Source organism: Pandoraea sp. XY-2 (genome assembly GCF_004193915.1).
GTDB lineage: Bacteria > Pseudomonadota > Gammaproteobacteria > Burkholderiales > Burkholderiaceae > Pandoraea > Pandoraea cepalis.
In genome coordinates this window covers 3,431,908-3,450,714 of record NZ_CP030849.1, presented here as the reverse complement: position 1 = coordinate 3,450,714, position 18,807 = coordinate 3,431,908, and the positions used below count along the sequence as shown (strand labels likewise).

The 18,807-nt window shown below is 64.8% G+C and carries 18 protein-coding genes, 2 pseudogenes and 1 riboswitch; of the genes and pseudogenes, 8 read left to right on the top strand and 12 right to left on the bottom strand.

Translation table 11 applies throughout. The annotated features are described in order from the left end of the window. Positions 1-30: 30 nt before the first annotated feature. From DRB87_RS15525 to DRB87_RS15510, 4 genes and pseudogenes are all read right to left on the bottom strand, one after another. Positions 31-543, bottom strand: coding sequence for a disulfide bond formation protein B (locus tag DRB87_RS15525; RefSeq protein WP_130026540.1), 513 nt, complete (start codon positions 541-543; stop codon positions 31-33). 221 nt (positions 544-764) lie between these two features. After that, positions 765-2,149, bottom strand: a pseudogene (locus DRB87_RS15520) (amidase). 2 nt (positions 2,150-2,151) lie between these two features. Further along, positions 2,152-2,919 (bottom strand): GntR family transcriptional regulator, encoded by a 768-nt coding sequence (locus tag DRB87_RS15515; RefSeq protein WP_240756014.1) that lies wholly within the window; start codon positions 2,917-2,919, stop codon positions 2,152-2,154. 85 nt (positions 2,920-3,004) lie between these two features. Next, the gene (locus DRB87_RS15510; RefSeq protein ID WP_130026538.1) at positions 3,005-3,691 is read right to left on the bottom strand and encodes a DUF2848 domain-containing protein; all 687 of its coding nucleotides are present in this window, start codon (positions 3,689-3,691) and stop codon (positions 3,005-3,007) included. 86 nt (positions 3,692-3,777) lie between these two features. On the opposite strand from DRB87_RS15510, the gene DRB87_RS15505 reads away from it, so the two are divergent. After that, entirely contained in the window at positions 3,778-4,101 is a 324-nt protein-coding gene (locus tag DRB87_RS15505) for a hypothetical protein (RefSeq protein ID WP_130026537.1), read from the top strand. A gap of 63 nt (positions 4,102-4,164) precedes the next feature. Next, entirely contained in the window at positions 4,165-5,946 is a 1,782-nt protein-coding gene (locus tag DRB87_RS15500) for a cation:proton antiporter (protein ID WP_130026536.1), read from the top strand. 106 nt (positions 5,947-6,052) lie between these two features. Here the strand turns inward: DRB87_RS15500 and DRB87_RS15495 are convergent, their stop codons facing one another. The 3 genes from DRB87_RS15495 to DRB87_RS15485 all read right to left on the bottom strand — a co-directional run bounded on the left by DRB87_RS15495 (position 6,053) and on the right by DRB87_RS15485 (position 8,257). Beyond that, positions 6,053-6,619, bottom strand: coding sequence for a PaaI family thioesterase (locus tag DRB87_RS15495; protein WP_130026535.1), 567 nt, complete (start codon positions 6,617-6,619; stop codon positions 6,053-6,055). Positions 6,620-6,807: 188 nt separating this feature from the next. Next, complete coding sequence (ribB, locus tag DRB87_RS15490) at positions 6,808-7,551, bottom strand: 3,4-dihydroxy-2-butanone-4-phosphate synthase (RefSeq protein WP_130026534.1); 744 nt, start codon at positions 7,549-7,551, stop codon at positions 6,808-6,810. A gap of 97 nt (positions 7,552-7,648) precedes the next feature. Next, a riboswitch (FMN riboswitch) is annotated at positions 7,649-7,828 on the bottom strand. A 228-nt stretch (positions 7,829-8,056) separates the two neighbouring features. Then, the gene (locus DRB87_RS15485; protein ID WP_130026533.1) at positions 8,057-8,257 is read right to left on the bottom strand and encodes a heavy-metal-associated domain-containing protein; all 201 of its coding nucleotides are present in this window, start codon (positions 8,255-8,257) and stop codon (positions 8,057-8,059) included. A gap of 271 nt (positions 8,258-8,528) precedes the next feature. Between DRB87_RS15485 and DRB87_RS15480 the strand changes: the two genes are divergently transcribed. The 4 genes and pseudogenes from DRB87_RS15480 (at position 8,529) to DRB87_RS15465 (ending at position 13,080) form a co-directional block, all read left to right on the top strand. Further along, positions 8,529-11,075: a heavy metal translocating P-type ATPase gene (locus DRB87_RS15480; RefSeq protein ID WP_130026532.1), complete on the top strand. Its 2,547-nt coding sequence runs from the start codon at positions 8,529-8,531 to the stop codon at positions 11,073-11,075. 175 nt (positions 11,076-11,250) lie between these two features. Next, on the top strand, positions 11,251-12,012 hold the full coding sequence (locus DRB87_RS15475) for an endonuclease/exonuclease/phosphatase family protein (RefSeq protein WP_370363097.1): 762 nt from the start codon (positions 11,251-11,253) through the stop codon (positions 12,010-12,012). Between the two features lie 52 nt (positions 12,013-12,064). Then, positions 12,065-12,454 (top strand): annotated as a pseudogene (gene cueR / locus DRB87_RS15470) (Cu(I)-responsive transcriptional regulator); the annotation flags it as partial. A 485-nt stretch (positions 12,455-12,939) separates the two neighbouring features. Then, a complete protein-coding gene (locus DRB87_RS15465; RefSeq protein WP_017234185.1) occupies positions 12,940-13,080 on the top strand; it encodes a DUF3563 family protein in 141 nt (46 codons plus the stop codon). 243 nt (positions 13,081-13,323) lie between these two features. Here DRB87_RS15465 and DRB87_RS15460 read toward each other — a convergent pair whose 3' ends face one another. The 4 genes from DRB87_RS15460 to DRB87_RS15445 all read right to left on the bottom strand — a co-directional run bounded on the left by DRB87_RS15460 (position 13,324) and on the right by DRB87_RS15445 (position 15,820). After that, positions 13,324-13,788: a DUF995 domain-containing protein gene (locus DRB87_RS15460; protein WP_130026530.1), complete on the bottom strand. Its 465-nt coding sequence runs from the start codon at positions 13,786-13,788 to the stop codon at positions 13,324-13,326. A 233-nt stretch (positions 13,789-14,021) separates the two neighbouring features. Continuing rightward, entirely contained in the window at positions 14,022-14,687 is a 666-nt protein-coding gene (locus DRB87_RS15455; RefSeq protein WP_130026529.1) for a DUF799 domain-containing protein, read from the bottom strand. Further along, positions 14,684-15,055, bottom strand: coding sequence for a DUF4810 domain-containing protein (locus DRB87_RS15450; RefSeq protein ID WP_130026528.1), 372 nt, complete (start codon positions 15,053-15,055; stop codon positions 14,684-14,686). Before DRB87_RS15450 ends, DRB87_RS15455 begins: the two co-directional genes overlap by 4 nt. Positions 15,056-15,178: 123 nt before the next feature. Next, positions 15,179-15,820, bottom strand: a complete 642-nt coding sequence (locus DRB87_RS15445) for a CsgG/HfaB family protein (RefSeq protein ID WP_130027897.1) — start codon at positions 15,818-15,820, stop codon at positions 15,179-15,181. Positions 15,821-16,115: 295 nt separating this feature from the next. On the opposite strand from DRB87_RS15445, the gene DRB87_RS15440 reads away from it, so the two are divergent. Beyond that, entirely contained in the window at positions 16,116-16,592 is a 477-nt protein-coding gene (locus DRB87_RS15440) for a nuclear transport factor 2 family protein (protein ID WP_017234183.1), read from the top strand. A gap of 58 nt (positions 16,593-16,650) precedes the next feature. On the opposite strand, the gene DRB87_RS15435 is transcribed toward DRB87_RS15440, so the two are convergent. Then, on the bottom strand, positions 16,651-17,961 hold the full coding sequence (locus tag DRB87_RS15435) for an Nramp family divalent metal transporter (protein WP_130026527.1): 1,311 nt from the start codon (positions 17,959-17,961) through the stop codon (positions 16,651-16,653). 19 nt (positions 17,962-17,980) lie between these two features. Here DRB87_RS15435 and imuA point away from each other — a divergent pair, with 19 nt between their 5' ends. Further along, complete coding sequence (gene imuA / locus DRB87_RS15430) at positions 17,981-18,766, top strand: translesion DNA synthesis-associated protein ImuA (protein ID WP_165385333.1); 786 nt, start codon at positions 17,981-17,983, stop codon at positions 18,764-18,766. The last annotated feature ends 41 nt before the right edge of the window (positions 18,767-18,807 follow it).

Below are 18,807 nucleotides of genomic sequence, written 5' to 3'. Positions count from 1 at the left end.
GAGGCAGGCGGCCCGGGAGAGGCTTGACGCTCAGCGCAGCGAAATTGCGCGACGCGGACGATGCAACACCAGCGAGAGGAAGATCACGACAAACGCGGCGAGCGACCACATCGGCAGGGTGAGACCGAGGATGGGCGGGTACATCGTCTGACACATCCCCTGAACCTGGAAGACTTGCGGCAGCAGGCGCGACGTCGGCAACGCATCGACGAATGCCTCGACCACGTCGTACCCGCAGCTCACCAGCGGATTGGCCTGCACATAGATCAGATACCCCGACGCCGCCATGCCGCCGATCGCCGACAAGGCGGCGAGCACACGTGCGAACTGAATACCCGCCCAGCCACGCGAGACCGCGCCGGCCAGCCCGAAGATCGCGATCAGCACAAGCGCGTAACGCGCCAGAATGCACAGCGGGCAAGGGTCTTCGTGACGCACGTATTGGAAGTACAGCGCGCCGCCCAGCAGGGCGAGACAGACGACGGTGAGCAGGAGGTACCGCAGGCGTTCGCGGCGCAGGGCCGGGTCGATTTGAGCGTTCATTTCACTTCGGGCGGTGGGCCATCACGAATCCCGCTCAACCCCGCATGACGCCGGGCAGCAGGCACTTGGGCAGGCATTGTAACCCCTGCCCGAGGCCTGCGTGAGTCGAAAAATTACGGAACTTTCTGTCAGAAAATCAGACGTTTGCGCGCGCTGCACCAGCGTTCATGGCCCCGTGTTGCGACGCAGCGCGAGCGATGCCGCCGCCCGCGCGGTCGACATCATCCGCCCAAGCCCGCCGAGCGCAGGGCATGCTCAATGGCGCGCCCGACCGGGAACAGGCGGGCGTCGTCGCCCCCGCGGCGCTGACCATCAGGCCGATGGGCGCTTCGCCTTCGGCCTGGCACGGCAGCGAGAACGCGCAACCGTCGATCATGTTGATGGCCGTCGGGTTGCGCAGCACCAGCGCGTTGGTGGCCGTGAACGTGTCGTCGTTCGCCTCGAGCGGTGCGATGGCCGGAGGCGTGAGTGGCACGGTCGGGCACAGCACCGCGTCGAAGCCCTGCCAGACAGGGGTCGCCGCCGCGATGAGCGCGGCGCGCGCGTTCAGCAGGTCGATATAGTCGGCGGCGCTGGCCGGTTCTCCCTTTCGGATGCGCACCAGCACACGCGGATCGTAGTCCTGCGCACGCTCGGCCAGCAGCCTGCGATGCCACGCATAGGCCTCGATGGGAGAAAAGCCGAAGCGGTTGATGGTGGGCAACTGTTCGAACGGCGTGAATTGGAATTCCACCAGCGTCGCTCCCGCCTTGGCGAGCGTGGCGAGCGCGCGCTCGTAGATGGCGATGGCGGCGGGTTCCGCGCCGTCCAGCACGAAGTTCGTCAAGACGCCCAAGCGCATGCCGCGAACGCTGCGTGGTGCCGGCAGCGTGTCGACGACCGCATGGCCTGAGAGGATCGCATCGACCCAGGCGCAGCAATCGACCGAGCGGCCGATGGGACCGACGGAGTCCAGAGACGTCGACAGCGGCAGGGCACCTTCGCGCGGCGTGCGCGTGGCGGTCGGCTTGAAGCCGGTCAAGCCGCAGAAGGCCGCGGGAATGCGGATCGATCCGCCCGTATCGGTGCCGAGTCCGACCGCGGCCATGCCATCGGCCACCGACGCGGCCGCGCCCGACGACGATCCCCCGGCGATGTGCCCGGCCTGACGCTGCCACGGCGAGCGCGGCGTGCCGTAATGCGGGTTCAGGCCGAGGCCGGAAAAAGCGAATTCGGTCATGTTGGTGCGGCCGATGATGACGGCGCCGGCCTGACGCAGACGCGCCACGGCGAGGGCGTCGTGCTTGGCCGGGGCGGCGTCCGACAGGACTTTGGACCCTGCGCGCGTGACTTGTCCCGCCACGTCGAACAAATCCTTCACCGACACGGGAACGCCCATCAGCGGCGACAGACGTGCACCGGCCCGGCGCAGGGCGTCGAGGCCGTCGGCGGCGCTGCGCGCGGCCTGTGCATCGACTTGCGTGAAGACGACGTTGCCCTGACCCGCCGGATCGGCGATGCGCGCGAGCGCCTGCTCGGTCAGTGCGCGGCTGCTGGTGCGCCCGGCGTCGAGCGCGGCGGCGAGATCGGACAGGGGGCGTTGAAGATCGATGGCGTCGGTGCTCATGGTCAGATCGCTTTCAGGATATGGGTGCGGAATTCTTCGATATGCCGGGCGATGGCCCGGCGGGCGCGTTCGGCATCGTGCGCGGCAAGCGCTTCAAATAGTTCGAGGTGCTCCTCGTAGACGTCTTCCAGATGGCTGGGCGTCGACAGGGCGAGAAACCAGAAACGCAGCGAGCGCTCGTGCAGGCCGCGCAGAAGCTCGGCGAGCGTCTGGTTGCGCGAGGCGCGCGAGATGGCCAGATGGAAGTCGCGGTCGATGCGCATCATCGCCGCTACGTCGCGTGCTGCGATGGCCGCCTGAGACCGTGCCAGCACGGCTTCGATGACGGCGAGGTCGTCCGGCGTGGCGGCGCGCGCGGCCAGCGCCGCGCAATACGTCTCGTTGATCATGCGCACGTCGATGATCTCGAGCGCATCGTTGAGCGAGACCGGCGCGACCATCGCCCCCTTGCGCGGCAGGATCACCACCCACCCTTCGAGGGCAAGGCGGTGCATCGCCTGATGCACCGGGGTGCGTCCGAGTCCCGTCGACTGCATCAACTGCGCTTCGTTGAGCGTCTCGCCCGGGCGTAGACGCAGCGTGATGATGTCGTGCTTGATCGCGTCGTACGCGCGCTCGGTCAGGCTGCGGCCATCGGCGGCGGCCTGCGGTGCGGCGGTAGCGGCCACATCCGAGATAGCGGCCACATCCGAGATAGCGGAGGCATCGGAGGCATCGGAGGCAGTCATGCGGGGCGCGAGCAGGGTGTCGTCTTGGGTGTCGTTGGGCATCGGGCAGGTCGGTTCGGTCGGCCGGAATCGATGGCGCTCGGCGCTTCGGTGGACTCCGGTCGGCCTCAATCAGCGCTAATCGGCTTCAGTCGGCAATCGCCAGCGCCTGCGTGGCGTAGCGGTGCCGGATCGTGCGGCCGAGCACCGGGTCATGCAGTTCGATTTCGAACTGCTCGCCGCCGGCCACGCCGCCGATGGCAGCGAGTGTGCCACAGAACATGGCGGTGCCCGCCGGCAGGCCGTCTGACCCGAGCTTTTCCATCAGATCCTGCGGCGAGAGCAGGCTGGACACGGTTCCTTCCTGATAAAGGCGCCGTGCGCCGTCGCACGTCACCCAGGAGCGCAGCATCAGCTGATCCCAGTGCGCGGCGACATCGGCAAAGCGCCACGCGTCGCGTGCCACCGGCTTCGCGCAGATCTGCTTCGAGACGGTCACGCCATAGGCTTCGACTTCGCGGTCGGTGTGATCCGAGCCGACGCTCACGAGCAAATCGCCTCCGTGGCGCACGAGCACGCATTCGGCTTCGCCGCTGCTCGTCTGGCCGACGACGTCGATGGTGTCATCTTGCGCGAGCAACGCGGGCGCAAGTCGGTAGAAGCACGGTGTGCTCGACGGGCGGCGCACGCCCAATGCGGCCAACTCGGCAATGTGGTGCTCAACGGCGTGGCGATCGCGCCCGGCCCAGCCGGCGATGATCAACGTGTCGACGGACACGTCGACGCACGGATGGGGGCCGTCGCCGGACACCCTGAAGGACAGATGGGAACGCATACGTGACCACTCCTGTAAAATTCTATTGATATTTGTGTGATATTTCACAAGGTCGGAAGACAAAAAGCAAGCGGAAAAATTTCGTCGTGCGCGACGAATATCGGGAATTTTTTATGAAAAGCCCCGTCAATCCTGGGTTGCGCGCGTGTTCGCCCATCGCGTATATTGAATCGGCGTCGGTATTGGGTTGGATATTCGGGTCGGATATTCGTCTGATTTTTGCCGAAACGGTCGCGGAGGCCGAAACCCCTCAGGGGGATCGGCGGCGCAGCGGCCCGGCGGCCAATGCCCGAGTGACAACCGGGCGAACGAGCGCAACGTCAATCAAGTCGGCAGCACACAGCCGGCTTCCCACCTTCATCAAGCATCACGTTCTGCATCGTCGCGGCGGCCCGTCAGGGAAGCGGTGAGCGGCTGGCGTGACATCAAAAACAGCAAAATCGGCGCAACGCGCCGCGGGGAGAACGTATCGGATGCATCACGCCATCGACTTCATTCAGGACCTGGCCGTCATCATGCTGCTGGCAGGCATCGTGACGGTCATCTTCAACCGGTTCCGGCAGCCGGTCGTGCTCGGCTATATCGTGGCGGGCGTGATCATTGGCCCGTATACCCCGCCGTTTGCGCTGATACATGACGAGAAGACGATCGGCATCCTGGCCGAACTCGGTGTCGTATTCCTGATGTTTTCGCTGGGGCTGGAGTTCAGCTTGCGCAAGCTCGCGCGAGTGGGCGTGACGGCATTCGTGGCGGCGATCACCGAGATTGTGCTGATGCTCTGGCTCGGCTACGAGATCGGCCGCTTCTTCGGTTGGAAGGCGATGGACTCGATTTTCCTTGGCGCGATGCTCGCCGTCTCGTCGACCACCATCATCGTCAAGGCGCTCGACGAACTCGGCATGAAGCGGGAGCGATTCGCCCAGCTCATTTTCGGCGTGCTGATCGTGGAAGACGTGCTCGCCATCGGCATGATCGCGCTGCTCTCGGGCATTGCCATCAGCGGCTCGGTCGACGCCGGCGAGGCCACCTTTACGCTGGGCAAGCTGCTGCTGTTCATGGTGGTGTCGCTTGTCGTGGGCATTCTGCTCGTGCCGCGCATTCTCGCGTACGTGGCGAAATTCAAGAGCGACGAGATGCTGCTGGTCGTCGTGCTCGGCCTGTGCTTCGGCTTCTGCCTGCTGGTGATCCAGATGGGTTACAGCGTGGCGCTCGGCGCGTTCCTGATCGGCGCGATCATGGCCGAGGCGCGAGAGCTGCATACCATCGAGCGCTTGGTTGCACCGCTGCGCGACATGTTCAGCGCCGTGTTCTTCGTCACGATCGGGCTGCTGCTCGATCCGCACGTGCTGGCGACCTACATCTGGCCGATTCTCGTGATCACCCTCGCCGTTGTGATCGGCAAGATCGTCTCGTGCGGACTGGGGGCGTACCTTTCGGGGCAGGACGGCCGGACGTCGATGCGCGTGGGCATGGGGCTGTCGCAAATTGGCGAGTTCTCGTTCATCATTGCGTCGCTTGGGTTGTCGCTCAAGGTGACGAGCGACTTCCTGTACCCGATTGCGGTCGCCGTCTCGGTCATTACGACACTGCTCACGCCGTACCTGATCAAGAGCGCCGATCCGTTCACCGGATGGCTCGGCCGCATGATGCCCGGGCGTCTGTCATACGTGCTGCGTCAGTACACGCAGTGGTTGCAGAGCATTCATCTGACGGGCGATAGCGCGGCGCTCGTCGGCATCGTGCGTCGCATCGTGATGAGCGTGGCGATCAATCTTGCGCTCGTGGTGACGATTTTCCTCGGCGGCGCCTTCTTCTATCGGCGTTTGGCGGCGCTGATGTCGCCGTGGGTGCGCGACCCGAGCCTGCAAAGTGCTGTGGTGTGGGGCGTGGCACTCGTGCTGTCGCTGCCGTTCCTGATCGCGGTGTACCGCAAGCTCAAGTCGCTCTCGCTCCTGCTTGTGGAGTTGTCGGTGCCGCCGAGCCTGACCGGACGCTACACATACCAGGTACGCCGCGTGGTGGCCGAGATTCTGCCGATTGCCGCCATGGTCGGGGTGATCCTGCTGGTGGCGGCCTTGTCGGCGAGTATCCTGCCGTCCACGGAGATGGTCGTGCTGATCGTGGCGGGAACGGTGGTGCTGGCGATCGTCATGCGGAGCTGGTTCGTGCGCATGCACGCCAAGCTGCAGATCGCACTCAAGGAGACGCTGGAACACCAGCCCGATAGCGAGCAGGGCGGCGGCTCCCCGCATTGATCGACGCGCGAGCCGTGGCGACGTCCTGACGACGGCGCGCAGCGGCACAAAAGCCCGCCGGTGGATTTGCTTCCCCGGCGGGCTTTTTCATGGCGCGTCGCTGCCCTTATGACTTGCGCGGCGGCAAGTCGAAGATCAGGCACGTCGTCGTGGCGTGCGCATACAGGGTCCCATCCGGACCGACGATGCGGCCCTCGGCGATGCCGACCTGACGCCCGACCTGGATGACTTCGCCTTCCGCACGCACGCAAGGCACGTCGCGCGTGAGGGCGCGCAACATATTGGTCTTGAGTTCGAGCGTGGTGTAGCTGCGTCCCGCGGGTAGCGTGGAGTGCACCGCGCAGGCGAGCGCGGAGTCGAGCAGCGTGGCGAACCAGCCGCCGTGTATGGCACCGAGCGGGTTGTAATAGGGCAACGCCGGGCGGCCCTGAAAGACCGCGCGGCCGTTCGCGGCTTCGATGGCGATGAAGCCCAGTGTCTCGCTGATCGGCGGCAGCGGCAGCCTGCCGTCGAACATCGCTTCAAATATTTCCGTGCCCGACAGGCCGATCACTTCGGACGGCGTTGCCACGCCGTAGCGTAGCGGACCGCTACGTGTGAGCCGTTCACGCACGGCGGCTTCGTCGGCTTCCCATTGCGCCAGTACGGCGGCGGCATCCGGTCGGGTATTCATGGCGTTTTCCTCGTAACTTTTATCAGGCAAGCGATGGCGCGAGATTATAAAAGTCGCGGTGCGCCCCGGGGGTTTCGGCGTTAGAGGGAAGCGTCGAGACCGAATCACGGCAACGGTGGCTCTCGCCGTCGCCGCGATTCGGGTTGTCGCCGGTACCTCGGAAGGAGGGCGCTGGCCGCGCCGCCGGCTCAGGCCGCTTGGGCGCGGCTGCGACGATACTGGGCCAATTCGTCGATGGTCAGGATCGGCAGGCCATGTTGCTCGGCAAAGCGCTCGATGTCGGCGCCGCGCGTCATCGTGCCATCTGGATTCATCAATTCGCACAGCACGGCGGCAGGTTTCAGACCGGCAAGCACCGCCAGATCGACCGAGCCCTCCGTGTGACCGCGACGCGTCAGCACGCCGCCCGGCTGTGCACGCAGGGGGAAGACATGGCCCGGGCGGGACAGGTCGGCGGGCTGGGCATCGTCGGCGATGGCGGCGCGAATCGTGGTCACGCGGTCGGCGGCGCTCACGCCGGTGCTCACGCCCTGACGCGCCTCGATTGTCACGGTGAAGGCCGTGCCATGGCGGCTCTGATTCTGCTCGACCATCGGCGGCAGATCGAGACGGCGCAATGTCTCGTCAGGCAGACACAGGCACACGATGCCGCTGCATTCGCGGATCAGCATGGCCATGGTGGCCGGCGTGATTTTCTCGGCGGCGACGATCAGATCGGCCTCGTTCTCGCGGTCCAGGTCGTCCATCAGAATGACCGGACGGCCTTCGCGCATGGCGTCGAGCGCGGCTGGCAGACGGACGTCGACCGATGCCAGGTTGGCGAACGCCGGGTAGGCATGCAGATCGTCGGTTGTGCGGGGCGCATCGGCCCTGTGCGCTGTGGATGTAACGGCTTGCGATACGGCTTGAGTGGTGCTTTGGGTAACGGACATGAAACGCTCCTCGCGTAAATCAATCGGGCGAAAAACGTTTTCGGGGCATGCGAACGGACGCCTCCATGGAACGGCGTCCCATGGCGCGCGGGTATCGACGCATCTTCTCTCATCCGGACTATGACCGTCGGCTCTGGCCTTGCACCAGATCTGCTGACCCTGCCAGTGTCACGTAAGCGACGGTGGCAGGCGCTCGCGGGCTCATGACACACGCAGCTTGCACTGCGCGGCGTCACATACCGCCGGTGGGGACTTTCACCCCGCCCTGAAGACGTGTATGCCGCACGCAGCGCACCTCGCGGTCACTGATCGCGTGGCGTGGTTGCGTAGTCGGCGAGAGAGAGCGTAGCACAGGGTGTTGCGGCGCTGCAGGGAAGACTGCGCCGCGCACGTGGGAATGATGGTGGGTGATTGGGTCGACGTCGGCTCGGGAGGAGGGCCGGCGCGGATGTCGCGCCGGCCGCCGACGTGAGCGTTGCGCGACGTCGGACGTGCCGGGTGATGCTCAGGCGTGGGTGCCCTTGACGGTATAGCCGGCGTCGCCGATGGCGGCGCTGACCTCAGTGGGCGAGAGTCGGCTTTCGACATCGACGCGACCCGAGTCCAGATCCACATTGACCTTGGCGGCGGGATCGCGCTCGGTGATCGCACGCGTGACGGCTTTGACGCAATGACCGCAGCTCATCCCTTCGACTTGCACTTGCATGTTGCACTCCTTGAAAGCGGTTTCGGTGACGGTGATCAGACAAATCGATAATAGACCTTCCTACGACAGGAAGCTCAAGCGCTATTTTCAGTGTATTCGCTGGATCGCCCAGACGCAGCCCAAACCCGAGTGGTTCCGGGCGCGCTATCGTAATAAATGACGAGACTGGCATGGCAAGGCGTGCGGCAGATTGACGCTGGCGGCTTGACCTTCCCTTCATGGAAAGGTCTATGCTTCGACGCACGATGACAATGCTCCTGGAGACCCTGAAATGATTCGGAACTGGTCGGTCGGTATCGAAGGTATGACCTGCGCCTCGTGTGTGACACGGGTCGAGAAGGCATTGCGGCGCGCGCCGGGTGTGGCCAGCGCCAACGTCAATCTCGCGACCGAGACGGCGGCCGTGGAAGCTGCACCTGGCGTGACGCCCGCGGCTCTGCTTGGCGCGGTCGAGACGGCCGTCAACGACGCGGGATACCGGGTGGCGGAGCAATCGTTCGAGTTGGCGATTGGCGGCATGACCTGCGCATCGTGCGTGGGGCGTGTGGAGAAGGCCCTTCGCCAGGTGCCCGGTGTGGTCGAGGCAAACGTGAACCTGGCGACGGAGCGTGCCGCCGTGCGCGGGGTGCGTGGCGTGCTCGACGTGGCGGCGCTCACCGCTGCCGTGGAGCAGGCGGGATACGAGGCGTCGCCAGTCACGGACCCCGCGCAGGCGGCCGCATCCCACGAAGGTCCGGCGTGGTGGCCGGTTGCCGTGGCGGCGGTCTTGTCCCTGCCGTTGTTGCTGCCAATGCTGCTCGAACCCTTCGGCATTCATCTGATGCTGCCGCCGTGGGTGCAATGGTTGCTCGCCACACCCGTGCAGTTCTGGTTGGGGGCGCGCTTCTATCGGGCGGGGTACAAAGCGGTGCGCGCCGGTAGCGGCAATATGGATTTGCTGGTGGCATTGGGCACGTCGGCCGCCTACGGGCTGAGTCTTTACGAATGGTGGCGTGCCCCGGCGCACGGCATGGCGCACCTGTATTTCGAAGCGGCGGCCGTGGTCATCACGCTGGTGCTGCTCGGCAAGTGGCTGGAAGCGCGGGCAAAGCGTCGCACCGTGGAAGCGATTCGTGCGCTGGCGGCCTTGCGTCCCGAGACCGCGCGCGTGTTGCGCGATCCGCAGGGCGCGGCGAGCGAGGTGACGGTGCCGTTGGGCCAGGTGAAAGTCGGCGACTGGGTGGTGGTGCGCGCCGGTGAACGGGTGCCCGTCGATGGCGTCATTCGCGAGGGGGCGAGCCAGCTCGACGAGTCGTTGCTGACCGGCGAACCGTTGCCGATCGAAAAAGCAGGCGGCGACAAGGTCGTTGGCGGCTCGATCAACGGCGCCGGTACGCTGCGGGTGGAGACGACGGCGGTCGGCGCCGATACGGCGCTGGCCCGCATCATTCGCATGGTCGAAGATGCGCAGGCGGGCAAGGCGCCGATCCAGCGCGCCGTCGATCGGGTGGCCGCGGTGTTCGTGCCGGTGGTGGTGCTGGTCGCCGTCGTGACGCTGGTCGTTGGCTGGGGGCTCGGCATCGGCCTGGAGACAGCGCTGCTCAATGCGGTGGCAGTGCTGGTCATCGCGTGCCCTTGTGCGCTGGGTCTTGCAACGCCTGCCGCGATCATGGTGGGCACCGGGGCGGCGGCACGGCAGGGCATTCTGATCAAGGATGCCGAAGCGCTCGAACTGGCGCACCGCATCCGCGTCGTGGCGTTCGACAAGACGGGCACGTTGACCGAGGGCAAGCCGCGCCTCGTGGCCCACCTGCCGGCGATGGGGGTGCGTGCCGATACCTTGCTGCGATGGGCCGCGGCGGTGCAGTCGGGCAGTTCGCATCCGCTGGCGAAGGCGGTCACGACCGCCGCCGCGCAAGCCGGGGTGACCTCGGCGGTGCCGACGGCATTCGACATTGCTGCGCTGCCGGGGAGAGGGATGCGGGCACGTATCGAGGAAGTTGGGGAGGGCGAGGGGGTTGGGGGCGTCGAGAACGCGGGCGCCTCGCGCAACGGTCATACGCTGCAGTTGGGGAACGCGCGGTTGCTTGAGGAGTTGGGGGTCTCGGAAGGGGCACTGGCTCACGAGGCAGCGCGTCTGGCGGCCGAGGGACGTACCGTCTCGTGGCTGGTCGAGACTGCGGGGGAAGGCGCAAATGACGACGCGCCGGCGCGCTTGCTGGGTCTGTTGGCGTTCGGTGACACGCTCAAGGCCACGGCGCGGCCGGCGGTCGAGCGCTTGCATGCGCTGGGCGTGCGTTGCGTGATGGTGACCGGCGACAACGCAGGGAGCGCCAAGGCGGTCGCCGACGCGTTGGGACTCGACGAAGTGCATGCCAACGTGCTGCCGGAGCACAAGGCGGCGGTGATCGCGCAACTCAAGCGCGACGGCGCGGTCGTAGCGATGGTGGGCGACGGCATTAACGACGCCCCGGCGTTGGCAGCGGCCGACGTCGGCATCGCGATGGGCTCGGGTACCGACGTGGCCATGCAGACGGCGGGCATCACGCTCATGCGCGGCGATCCGCTGCGGGTGGCCGATGCCATCGATGTGTCGCGTCGCACCTGGTCGAAGATTCGCCAGAACCTCTTTTGGGCGTTCGCGTACAACGTGGTCGGGATTCCGCTGGCGGCGTTTGGGCTCTTGAGCCCGGTGATTGCGGGGGCGGCGATGGCGCTCAGCAGCGTGAGTGTAGTGAGCAACGCGTTGCTGCTGCGGCGCTGGCGTTCATCGGCGACGCAAGACGTCAGTGCCGGCGCTGCCGCCAAGATTGGCGAGGCCCGCAGCGCCAGTGCTTGAGGGCGGTTTGCCCGGGCACAAGGCGAACGGCGCATAATGAATTCGTTAGGGGGGGCGCGCGGTCGGCGACCGCCCGATGCGGTGCCTGAATTTTTAACTGACTTGAAATTCGTCGAAAGCGGCATCATTTGACTGATATCGTCTGCCTTCCGGCGCGGAATGAATCCTGCCGAACATGAATAGCCTCCATATTGCGAGTTACAACATCCACAAGGGCTTTTCCGCATTCAACCGTCTGCGTGTTCACGAACTGCGTGCCGGCTTGGAAGGGCTTGCGCCGGATCTGGTCTTCCTGCAGGAAGTGCAGGGCCTGCATCAGGGGCATGCGGTGCGTCACAGGAATTGGCCGGTGCAGCCGCAGCACGAGTTTCTGGCCGGCGCCATGTGGCGCGATCACGCGTATGGGCGCAATGTCGTCTATGAACAGGGGCATCATGGCAATGCGATTCTGAGCCGTTATCCGATCGTCAGGTCGGACAACCACGACATCACAACCTATAGTTTTGAGAAGCGCGGCATGCTTCACTGCGAGATTGCCGTGCCGGGTTTGAAACAGCCGCTGCATGCCCTGTGTGTGCATTTGTCGCTGGCCGGACGCGGTCGCCGTCGCCAGTTCGAGATGTTGACGGAGCGTGTGGCCGACGCCATTCCCGCCGATGCGCCGTTGATTATCGCGGGTGACTTCAATGACTGGAGCAATCAGGCGGACCGGTTGCTGGCGGAACGCTTGGCGCTGACCGAGGTGTTTCAGAACCGCGGGGGCGTCCGGCGCGCAGTTTTCCGAGCGGATTGCCGCTTTTACGACTTGACCGCATTTACGCACGAGGCTTTCATATCGAAGGGGCGCAGGTTTTACACGGGCGTCCCTGGTCACGGATTTCCGATCATTCACCAATCAGCGCCCGACTTGTGCCGTCGGACGCCGACAAGACGATGAACGGTTCCTCCACCCCCGTCGTTCAACCCTCGTTCCCCCCAGTGAGGCAGCCATGAACATCGGACAAGCGGCGCAGGCCAGCGGCGTGACGGCCAAGATGATCCGGTACTACGAAAGTATCGGCCTGATGCCCCCGAGTCCCCGCTCCGAGGCAGGTTACCGGCGATACGGCGAGCAGGATCTGCATCTGCTTCGCTTCATTCGTCAGGCGAGGCGGCTGGGTTTTGGGATCGATCAAATCCGTCAACTGCTGGCACTATGGCAGGATCGAGACCGAACCAGCGCGCAGGTGAAGGCGTTGGCGCAAACCCATGTCGATGAACTCAACCAGCGCATCGGTGAATTGGTGGCCATGCGCGACACGCTTTCTCATCTCGCCATGCACTGTCACGGTGATGATCGTCCAGACTGCCCGATACTCGAGGGGATCGCTGCCGCTGAACTTCCCGGCGACCTGGGCGGCAAGGGGGCGCGTTTCGCGAGCGCGAAAGCGTCGTGCGGTCCGGCGCAGTCGGCCACAGCCTCAGACGCCGCGACCGGCACCGATGCCCCGGCGTCGGCAGGCGGCTCGGTTAGTGACAGCGAGGGGCAGATCCGTCACGTCCCCCAGCCCTAACACATGAAGCCGACATGACCGGCTGACGCCCGATATCCCCTATGACGCGCCGCAATGACGGCGCTTTTTTTGTTTCCTGAATTTTGATTCGCCCGCTGCGACAGCATGCCGCAGCGGGGTGTTGCGTTACGTAGACAACTGCATATGTATATGATTTTAAATAAAATTTTCATGAATTGACTGTATTTGAAGTGAGCCTCTAGCAGATTTTTGATGTTTTTTGCAAATAGGGGCTAACCCTTAACGGGAAAACCCTATACAATGCGAAGCACTGCTGCGATGCAGCACACTAAATGAATTGGAGAAACATCATGGTTGCCGCCCTGTTTGAAGTCGTGAACACTTGGTTTGAAACGGCTGAGCGTCGTCGTCGCGAAGCGTTCCTGGCTGAGTCGAAGGACATCATTGAACTGGAACAACGTATCCGCGCGCTCGAAACCGCCGGTTACTAAGCAAGTTTGTAGCAAGTCCCTCCGGACGAACGGTCGTCGCTGGCGCAAGCAGGCAAGTCAATCGTCACAACGGGCGATCCCCGTCATCCATGCGATGGCGTGCGACGGCGCCCAACCGTGAGTCCGGATGCCAATCCCTGCGGTTTCGGGGTTGGCGAGTGCAAGCCCGCCACTTTGGCGGGCTTTGTCGTTAATGTCCTGCCCTTTCGTCCTTCGCTTTCGCCGTACCCCGGCGGAACGTGTCTATTTCTCGATCCTGAACTCGGTGGCGAGCGCCGCGCCGTTGGCGAGCGAGGTCACACCGTAGTACTTGTCACCGACCTTGAACATGAAGCGGCACCAGTTCTCGGTCATCGCGCGCCATTCGAGGTTCACGCAGTACGATCCGTTGTCGTTGACCGACCACGTGCCGGTGGCGTGAGCAACCTGATTCGCGCGGCTACCCGACCCGATGCTGCCCTTGTTGTCGCTCGTGGCATTGAGCGACCCATTGGTGTCGTTGATCCATTTGCGCGTACTGCCGTTGTTGGCGAGGTGGGTGATGTGCGCGCCGGGCATGAGCGAACGCAATTCGTCGACACTGAGTTGCTGACCGTTGGCACTCTTGATATCGGAGAGATGCATCGGGTCCGCGTGGGCGAACGACGATAGTGCGAGCAGGCCGGTGGCAAGCAATGCCGTGGCGGGGGATGTGAAGCGGCGGACCATGATGACTCCCGGACGAAGCCTGCCGATGTCGCATGCAGGCCGACGGTACGCGCGCCGCGATCGGTCGTGCGTGCCGTCAGACGTTATCGTCCCGCATTGAGACGCGGTGTCGCTATCGGTCCAGATGATGCGCTACTACTATAGGCGACAAGCGGGCGTCTGCACAGACGCGTGCCGCCCGGGGGCGCGCGGTGAGCGACCCACCGCCTCGTCCCGGGGCACATGAGGTGGCCTCAGTCGGTGCCGTACTTCGGAGACCGTGGGCCATAGAGCAGCCCATTGGCATGCCCGGCCGACAGCAGACGTGCGTTGGCGGTGCCCGCGACCGTGTAACCGGCGTTCGACACACTGTTCACGATCTGCTTGACCGCTGCCGTGATCAGCATGCCGATCAGACCGCCGCCGCTGTTGTTGTTCCCCTCGTTGTTCGACGCGCTGGCCACCCCGCTCCACAACTTGGCACCGTTGCGTAGATCGATGAGGTCGGCCGAGACCGTCACCACCGTGGCGCTGTCGAGCACCATGTACTTCGTGCCGTACTGCGTGATCTTGAGGTAGAGCGCGGCGTCGGCCCCGAAGATCTCGCGCAGCTTGGCCGGACTGACCTGATGGATGTCGCCGGCCACGGTCAGGCCGTTCTGGCGAAACGACTCGTCAACCAGGGCGACGGGCATCACATAGTAGCCAGCCTCACCCAGCGGCACCGTGACCTGCGAGAGCACACTGTAGGTTGCATCGATGTCGGGCGAGTCGTTCAGCGGCGGCAACACCAGAATCGACTTCGGGCGGCTTTCCTTGAACGCGGTGTAATCGTACGGTTTGGCTTGATGAACCGCACAACCGGTCATGAGGGCGGCCAGCGCCGCTACCGTCATCCATTGGCAGAGTCGAACGATCATTGCTTGGCCTCCGGGGTCTTGTGCTTGAGGAGAAAGTCGATGTAACCGGCCGACTCGGGGAACAATTGCTTCTCGGTCTGGAATTCCTCGACCATCTTGTCGGACTTGCCCACCGATGCGTAGAGCAGACCCAGGTGAGCGTGATAGCCCGGCGGCACGGCGCGATTGGCGGCCTTGATCTTCTCGAGATCGCGCTCGAGCGCGATGATCTGCGCTTCCTTCGATTCACCCTTGAAGTATTCGTAGACTTGCGGCTGATAGCTTTCCCAGTCGTACAGAGGCTTGGGCGGCGTGACGCAGCCCGTGAGCAGCGTGCCACCGAGGATGGCCAGCGCGGCGGCACGGGCGGACGAGAACTTGCGATTCATGGCGATAGAGATCCTGACAGGCAGGCGGCGGGCGAAGGCATCGCGCCCGCCTGCACGTGACGTGCGAGGCCCGGCGCATCGCGAACGATACGCCGCGCATGCGACAACTAAGGCGTTTCGGGTTTACTTGCCGGGCTTCCAGGCACCGCTCTCGATGCCTGCGACCAGGTTGTTGACGGCTTCGCGCATGGCGAGGTCAAGGACCTTGCCGTTGAGCGTCGAGTCGTAGCCCGCGGTGCCGCCGAAGCCGATCACTTCGCGATTGGACAGCGCGAACTCTCCTGCACCGCCGCTCGAGAAAACGACTTCCGAGGTGGCGATATCGACCACGTTCAGGTTGACCTTGGCGTAGGCGATTTGCTCGCGGCCCCGGCCGAGAATACCGAAGAGTTGCTTGTCGCCCACTTCCTTGCGGCCGAATTCGACGACGTCGCCGGTGATCACGTAGTCGGCGCCCTTGAGCGTTTGCTGGGTCTTCTTGATGTCGGCTTCCTGACGAATCTCGGCCATGTTGTCGCGGTCGAGCACGTTGAAACGGTTGGTCTGCTGCAGATGGGTGATCAGGATGGTCTTGGCCTGACTGCCGAGGCGGTCGACATTATCGGAAAAAACGCCACGCATGTACGCGGAACGGTTGTCGAACTTGCCGACGGCGATCGGTGTGCGCACCCCGACGTAGGGACGGCTGGCACTTTCGACCTTGGCGACTTGCAAGGTGCGCGAGCTTTCGGTGGCGCAACCGCCGAGCGCGCCGGCGGCGAGCATGACGGCGCTGAGCAGCGCAATGCTGGACTTGCTTTTCTGCACGGTGATACCCCTGTATGTATTGTTACCCGGCGGGCGAGGCGCGGTGGCATCGATCCGTGACGGGCATCTGGTTCCCTTGCCGCTCGGTTGGCTTTGCTTTTTTCGAATTTGGTAAGGGGTGCTGATCTTAGCATGCAGCATTGTCGTGTTAGTGCGTCGACGGAGGTATGCGCGCCCCTGCGCCAAGCGCCAAGTGCAGCTTGGCGATACACTCGCACGGCCTTCCCCTCATACTTTCGATAGGAGTGTTGTCATGGCCGACAGTGAAGCCCGCCCGCCGTTTCCGCCATTCACGCGTGAGACTGCAATTCAGAAGATTCGTATGGCCGAGGACGGCTGGAACTCGCGCGATCCTGCGCGGGTTGCGTTGGCCTATACGGTCGACAGCCGCTGGCGCAATCGGGCCGAATTTCCGCGTGGCCGTGAGCAGATCGTCGAATTCCTGACGCGTAAATGGCAACGCGAACTCGACTACCGGCTAATCAAGGAACTGTGGGCGTTTACCGAGAATCGCATCGCGGTGCGGTTCGCTTACGAATGGCGAGACGATTCGGGTAGTTGGTTCCGTTCATATGGCAACGAAAACTGGGCGTTCGACGCGCAAGGGCTCATGGCCGAGCGCCATGCCAGCATCAACGACTCGCGCATCACCGAAGGCGAGCGCCTGTTCCATTGGCCGCAGGGACGCCGTCCCGACGATCATCCGGGATTGACCGAACTCGGGCTGTAAAGCCGGCGGGCATGGCGACGATGACGCTGACGCGCGTCGCGTCGCCGTTTGCGCGACCTCAGTCCAGCCCAACGATGAGCAGCAGGTTGGTGGCGGTGATGACCGCGAAGAGGCCCCACGCGAGCGCCTGTGCGGGACGCCCGAGCGTGTTGCCGTTCATCACGCGCGGGTCGCTCACCGAGCGGATGAGCGGCCACATGGCGAACGGCAGTTGCAGACTGAGCAGCACCTGACTCCACACCAGCAGCTTGCCCACGGCGCCGTCGCCGAGCCACAGCACGCCGATCAGCGCGGGCACGAGCGCCAGCCCGCGCGTGATCAGACGACGTTGATAGCAGGGGATCCGGGCGTGCAGAAAGCCGTCCATGATGACCTGCCCGGCGATGGTCCCCGTGAGCGTGGAACTTTGTCCCGACGCAAGCAGGGCGATGCCGAACAGGAAGGCCGCGGCGCCGCCCGCGAGCGGCGTGATGAGCCGATATGCCTGCTCGATATCGGTGACGTTGGTCTGGCCGCTGGCGTGAAATACCGAACCCGCCAGTATCAGAATGGCCGCATTCACGCACATGGCGAGCGCGAGCGAGACCCATGTGTCGATGCGCACCAGCGCGAGGGTGTCGCGCACGTCGCCGCGTTTGCCGCCGACCACCCGCCGCGTCTGCACGACCGACGAGTGCAGGTACAGATTGTGCGGCATGATCGTGGCGCCGACGATGCCGAGCGCCAGCACGAGGGCATCGTGCCGGTCGTGGCTGGGCGCACCCGGCACAAGACCGGCGACCACCGCATGCCAATCGGGCGGCACCATGGCCACTTGCGCGACGAAGCACAGCGCCATCGTGCCGATCAAGCCGAAGACGATGGCTTCGATCTGACGGAAGCCTTTGCCCTGCAGGCCGAGCACGATCATCGTGTCGAGCGCGGTGAGGACGATGCCCCAGGCGATCGGCACCCCCAGCAACAGCTTGAAGGCGAGCGCACAGCCCAGGACTTCGGCGATATCGCAGGCGACGATCGAGATCTCGGCGGTGATCCACTGGACGAGTCGTCCCGCCCGCCCGTAGCGCTCGTAGCTCGCCTGCGCGAGGTCGCGCCCGGCGACCAGTCCCAGCCGGGCAGCGAGCATCTGGAGAAAGATGGCGGCAAGGCTGGAGAGCGCCACCACCCAGAGCAGTGAATAGCCGAATTGCGATCCGGCCTGGATGTCCGTCGCCCAGTTGCCGGGGTCCATATAGCCGATGGCGACGAGCAGGCCTGGGCCGGCAAAACGCTTGAGTTTGATCCAGCGGGGTTCGCGCGCGTCGATGACGATGCTGCCTTTGACTTCGGAAGGGCAGAAGGGCGCAGTGGCGGTGGTCGGCAGCGGCATGAGGAAAGGAGATCGGTCGATGACGCCAACGGTAGCCGGGCCGGCGCCTGCCGGCAAGCGCGATCATGGCGGCGGCAAGGTCACGGATATCGCGGCGGTGGCAGATGAACTGCTATACTGTACATTCATACAGTATTTTGGGTGCGCGATGACCCTGCCACTTTCCTCTTTGCCTGCCGGGCTGTGGCGCGCCAGTGAACTGGCGCATTGCCACCGTGCTGGCCACACCACGGGTTTTGCCGCGCTGGACGCCGAGCTGCCCGGCGCCGGGTGGCCGCATGGTGCGGTGACGGAGTTGCTGAGCGAGCGCCCGGGCATCGGTGAATGGCGGTTGCTGGCCCCGGCGCTACGCGATCTCACGCAGGCAGGCCAGCCGGTGATGGTGATTGCCCCGCCGATGCTGCCATATGCCCCGGCACTGGCGGGATGGGGCATCGATCTGCGCTGGCTCAGTGTCGTGATGCGTTCGGTGAGCCCGGCACGTCAGGCGCCTCGGGCGCGCGGCACACGCGGCCTGAAGGCGGAGGATCGCGACATGCTCTGGTGTGCCGAGCAGGCCCTCAAAAGCGCGTGCTGCGGGGCGGTGCTCACCTGGCTTCCGGCCGCGACGCCCGAGCAGATCCGGCGGCTTCAGGTCGCGGCCGGTGGCGGCGAGACGCTGGCCTGGGTGGTGCGAGGGCCCGCCGCCGTCGCGACCGCCTCGGCGGCACCGTTGCGACTGGGGCTTGCCGTTGGGCCGGGGAGTCGCCTCGGCGTGCAGTTTCACAAGCGGCGGGGCCGCCGCGTCTCGAGCCGCTCTGGCTGACGTTGCCCGCGCCGTATGCGCATGTCTCGCAACCGGTGACG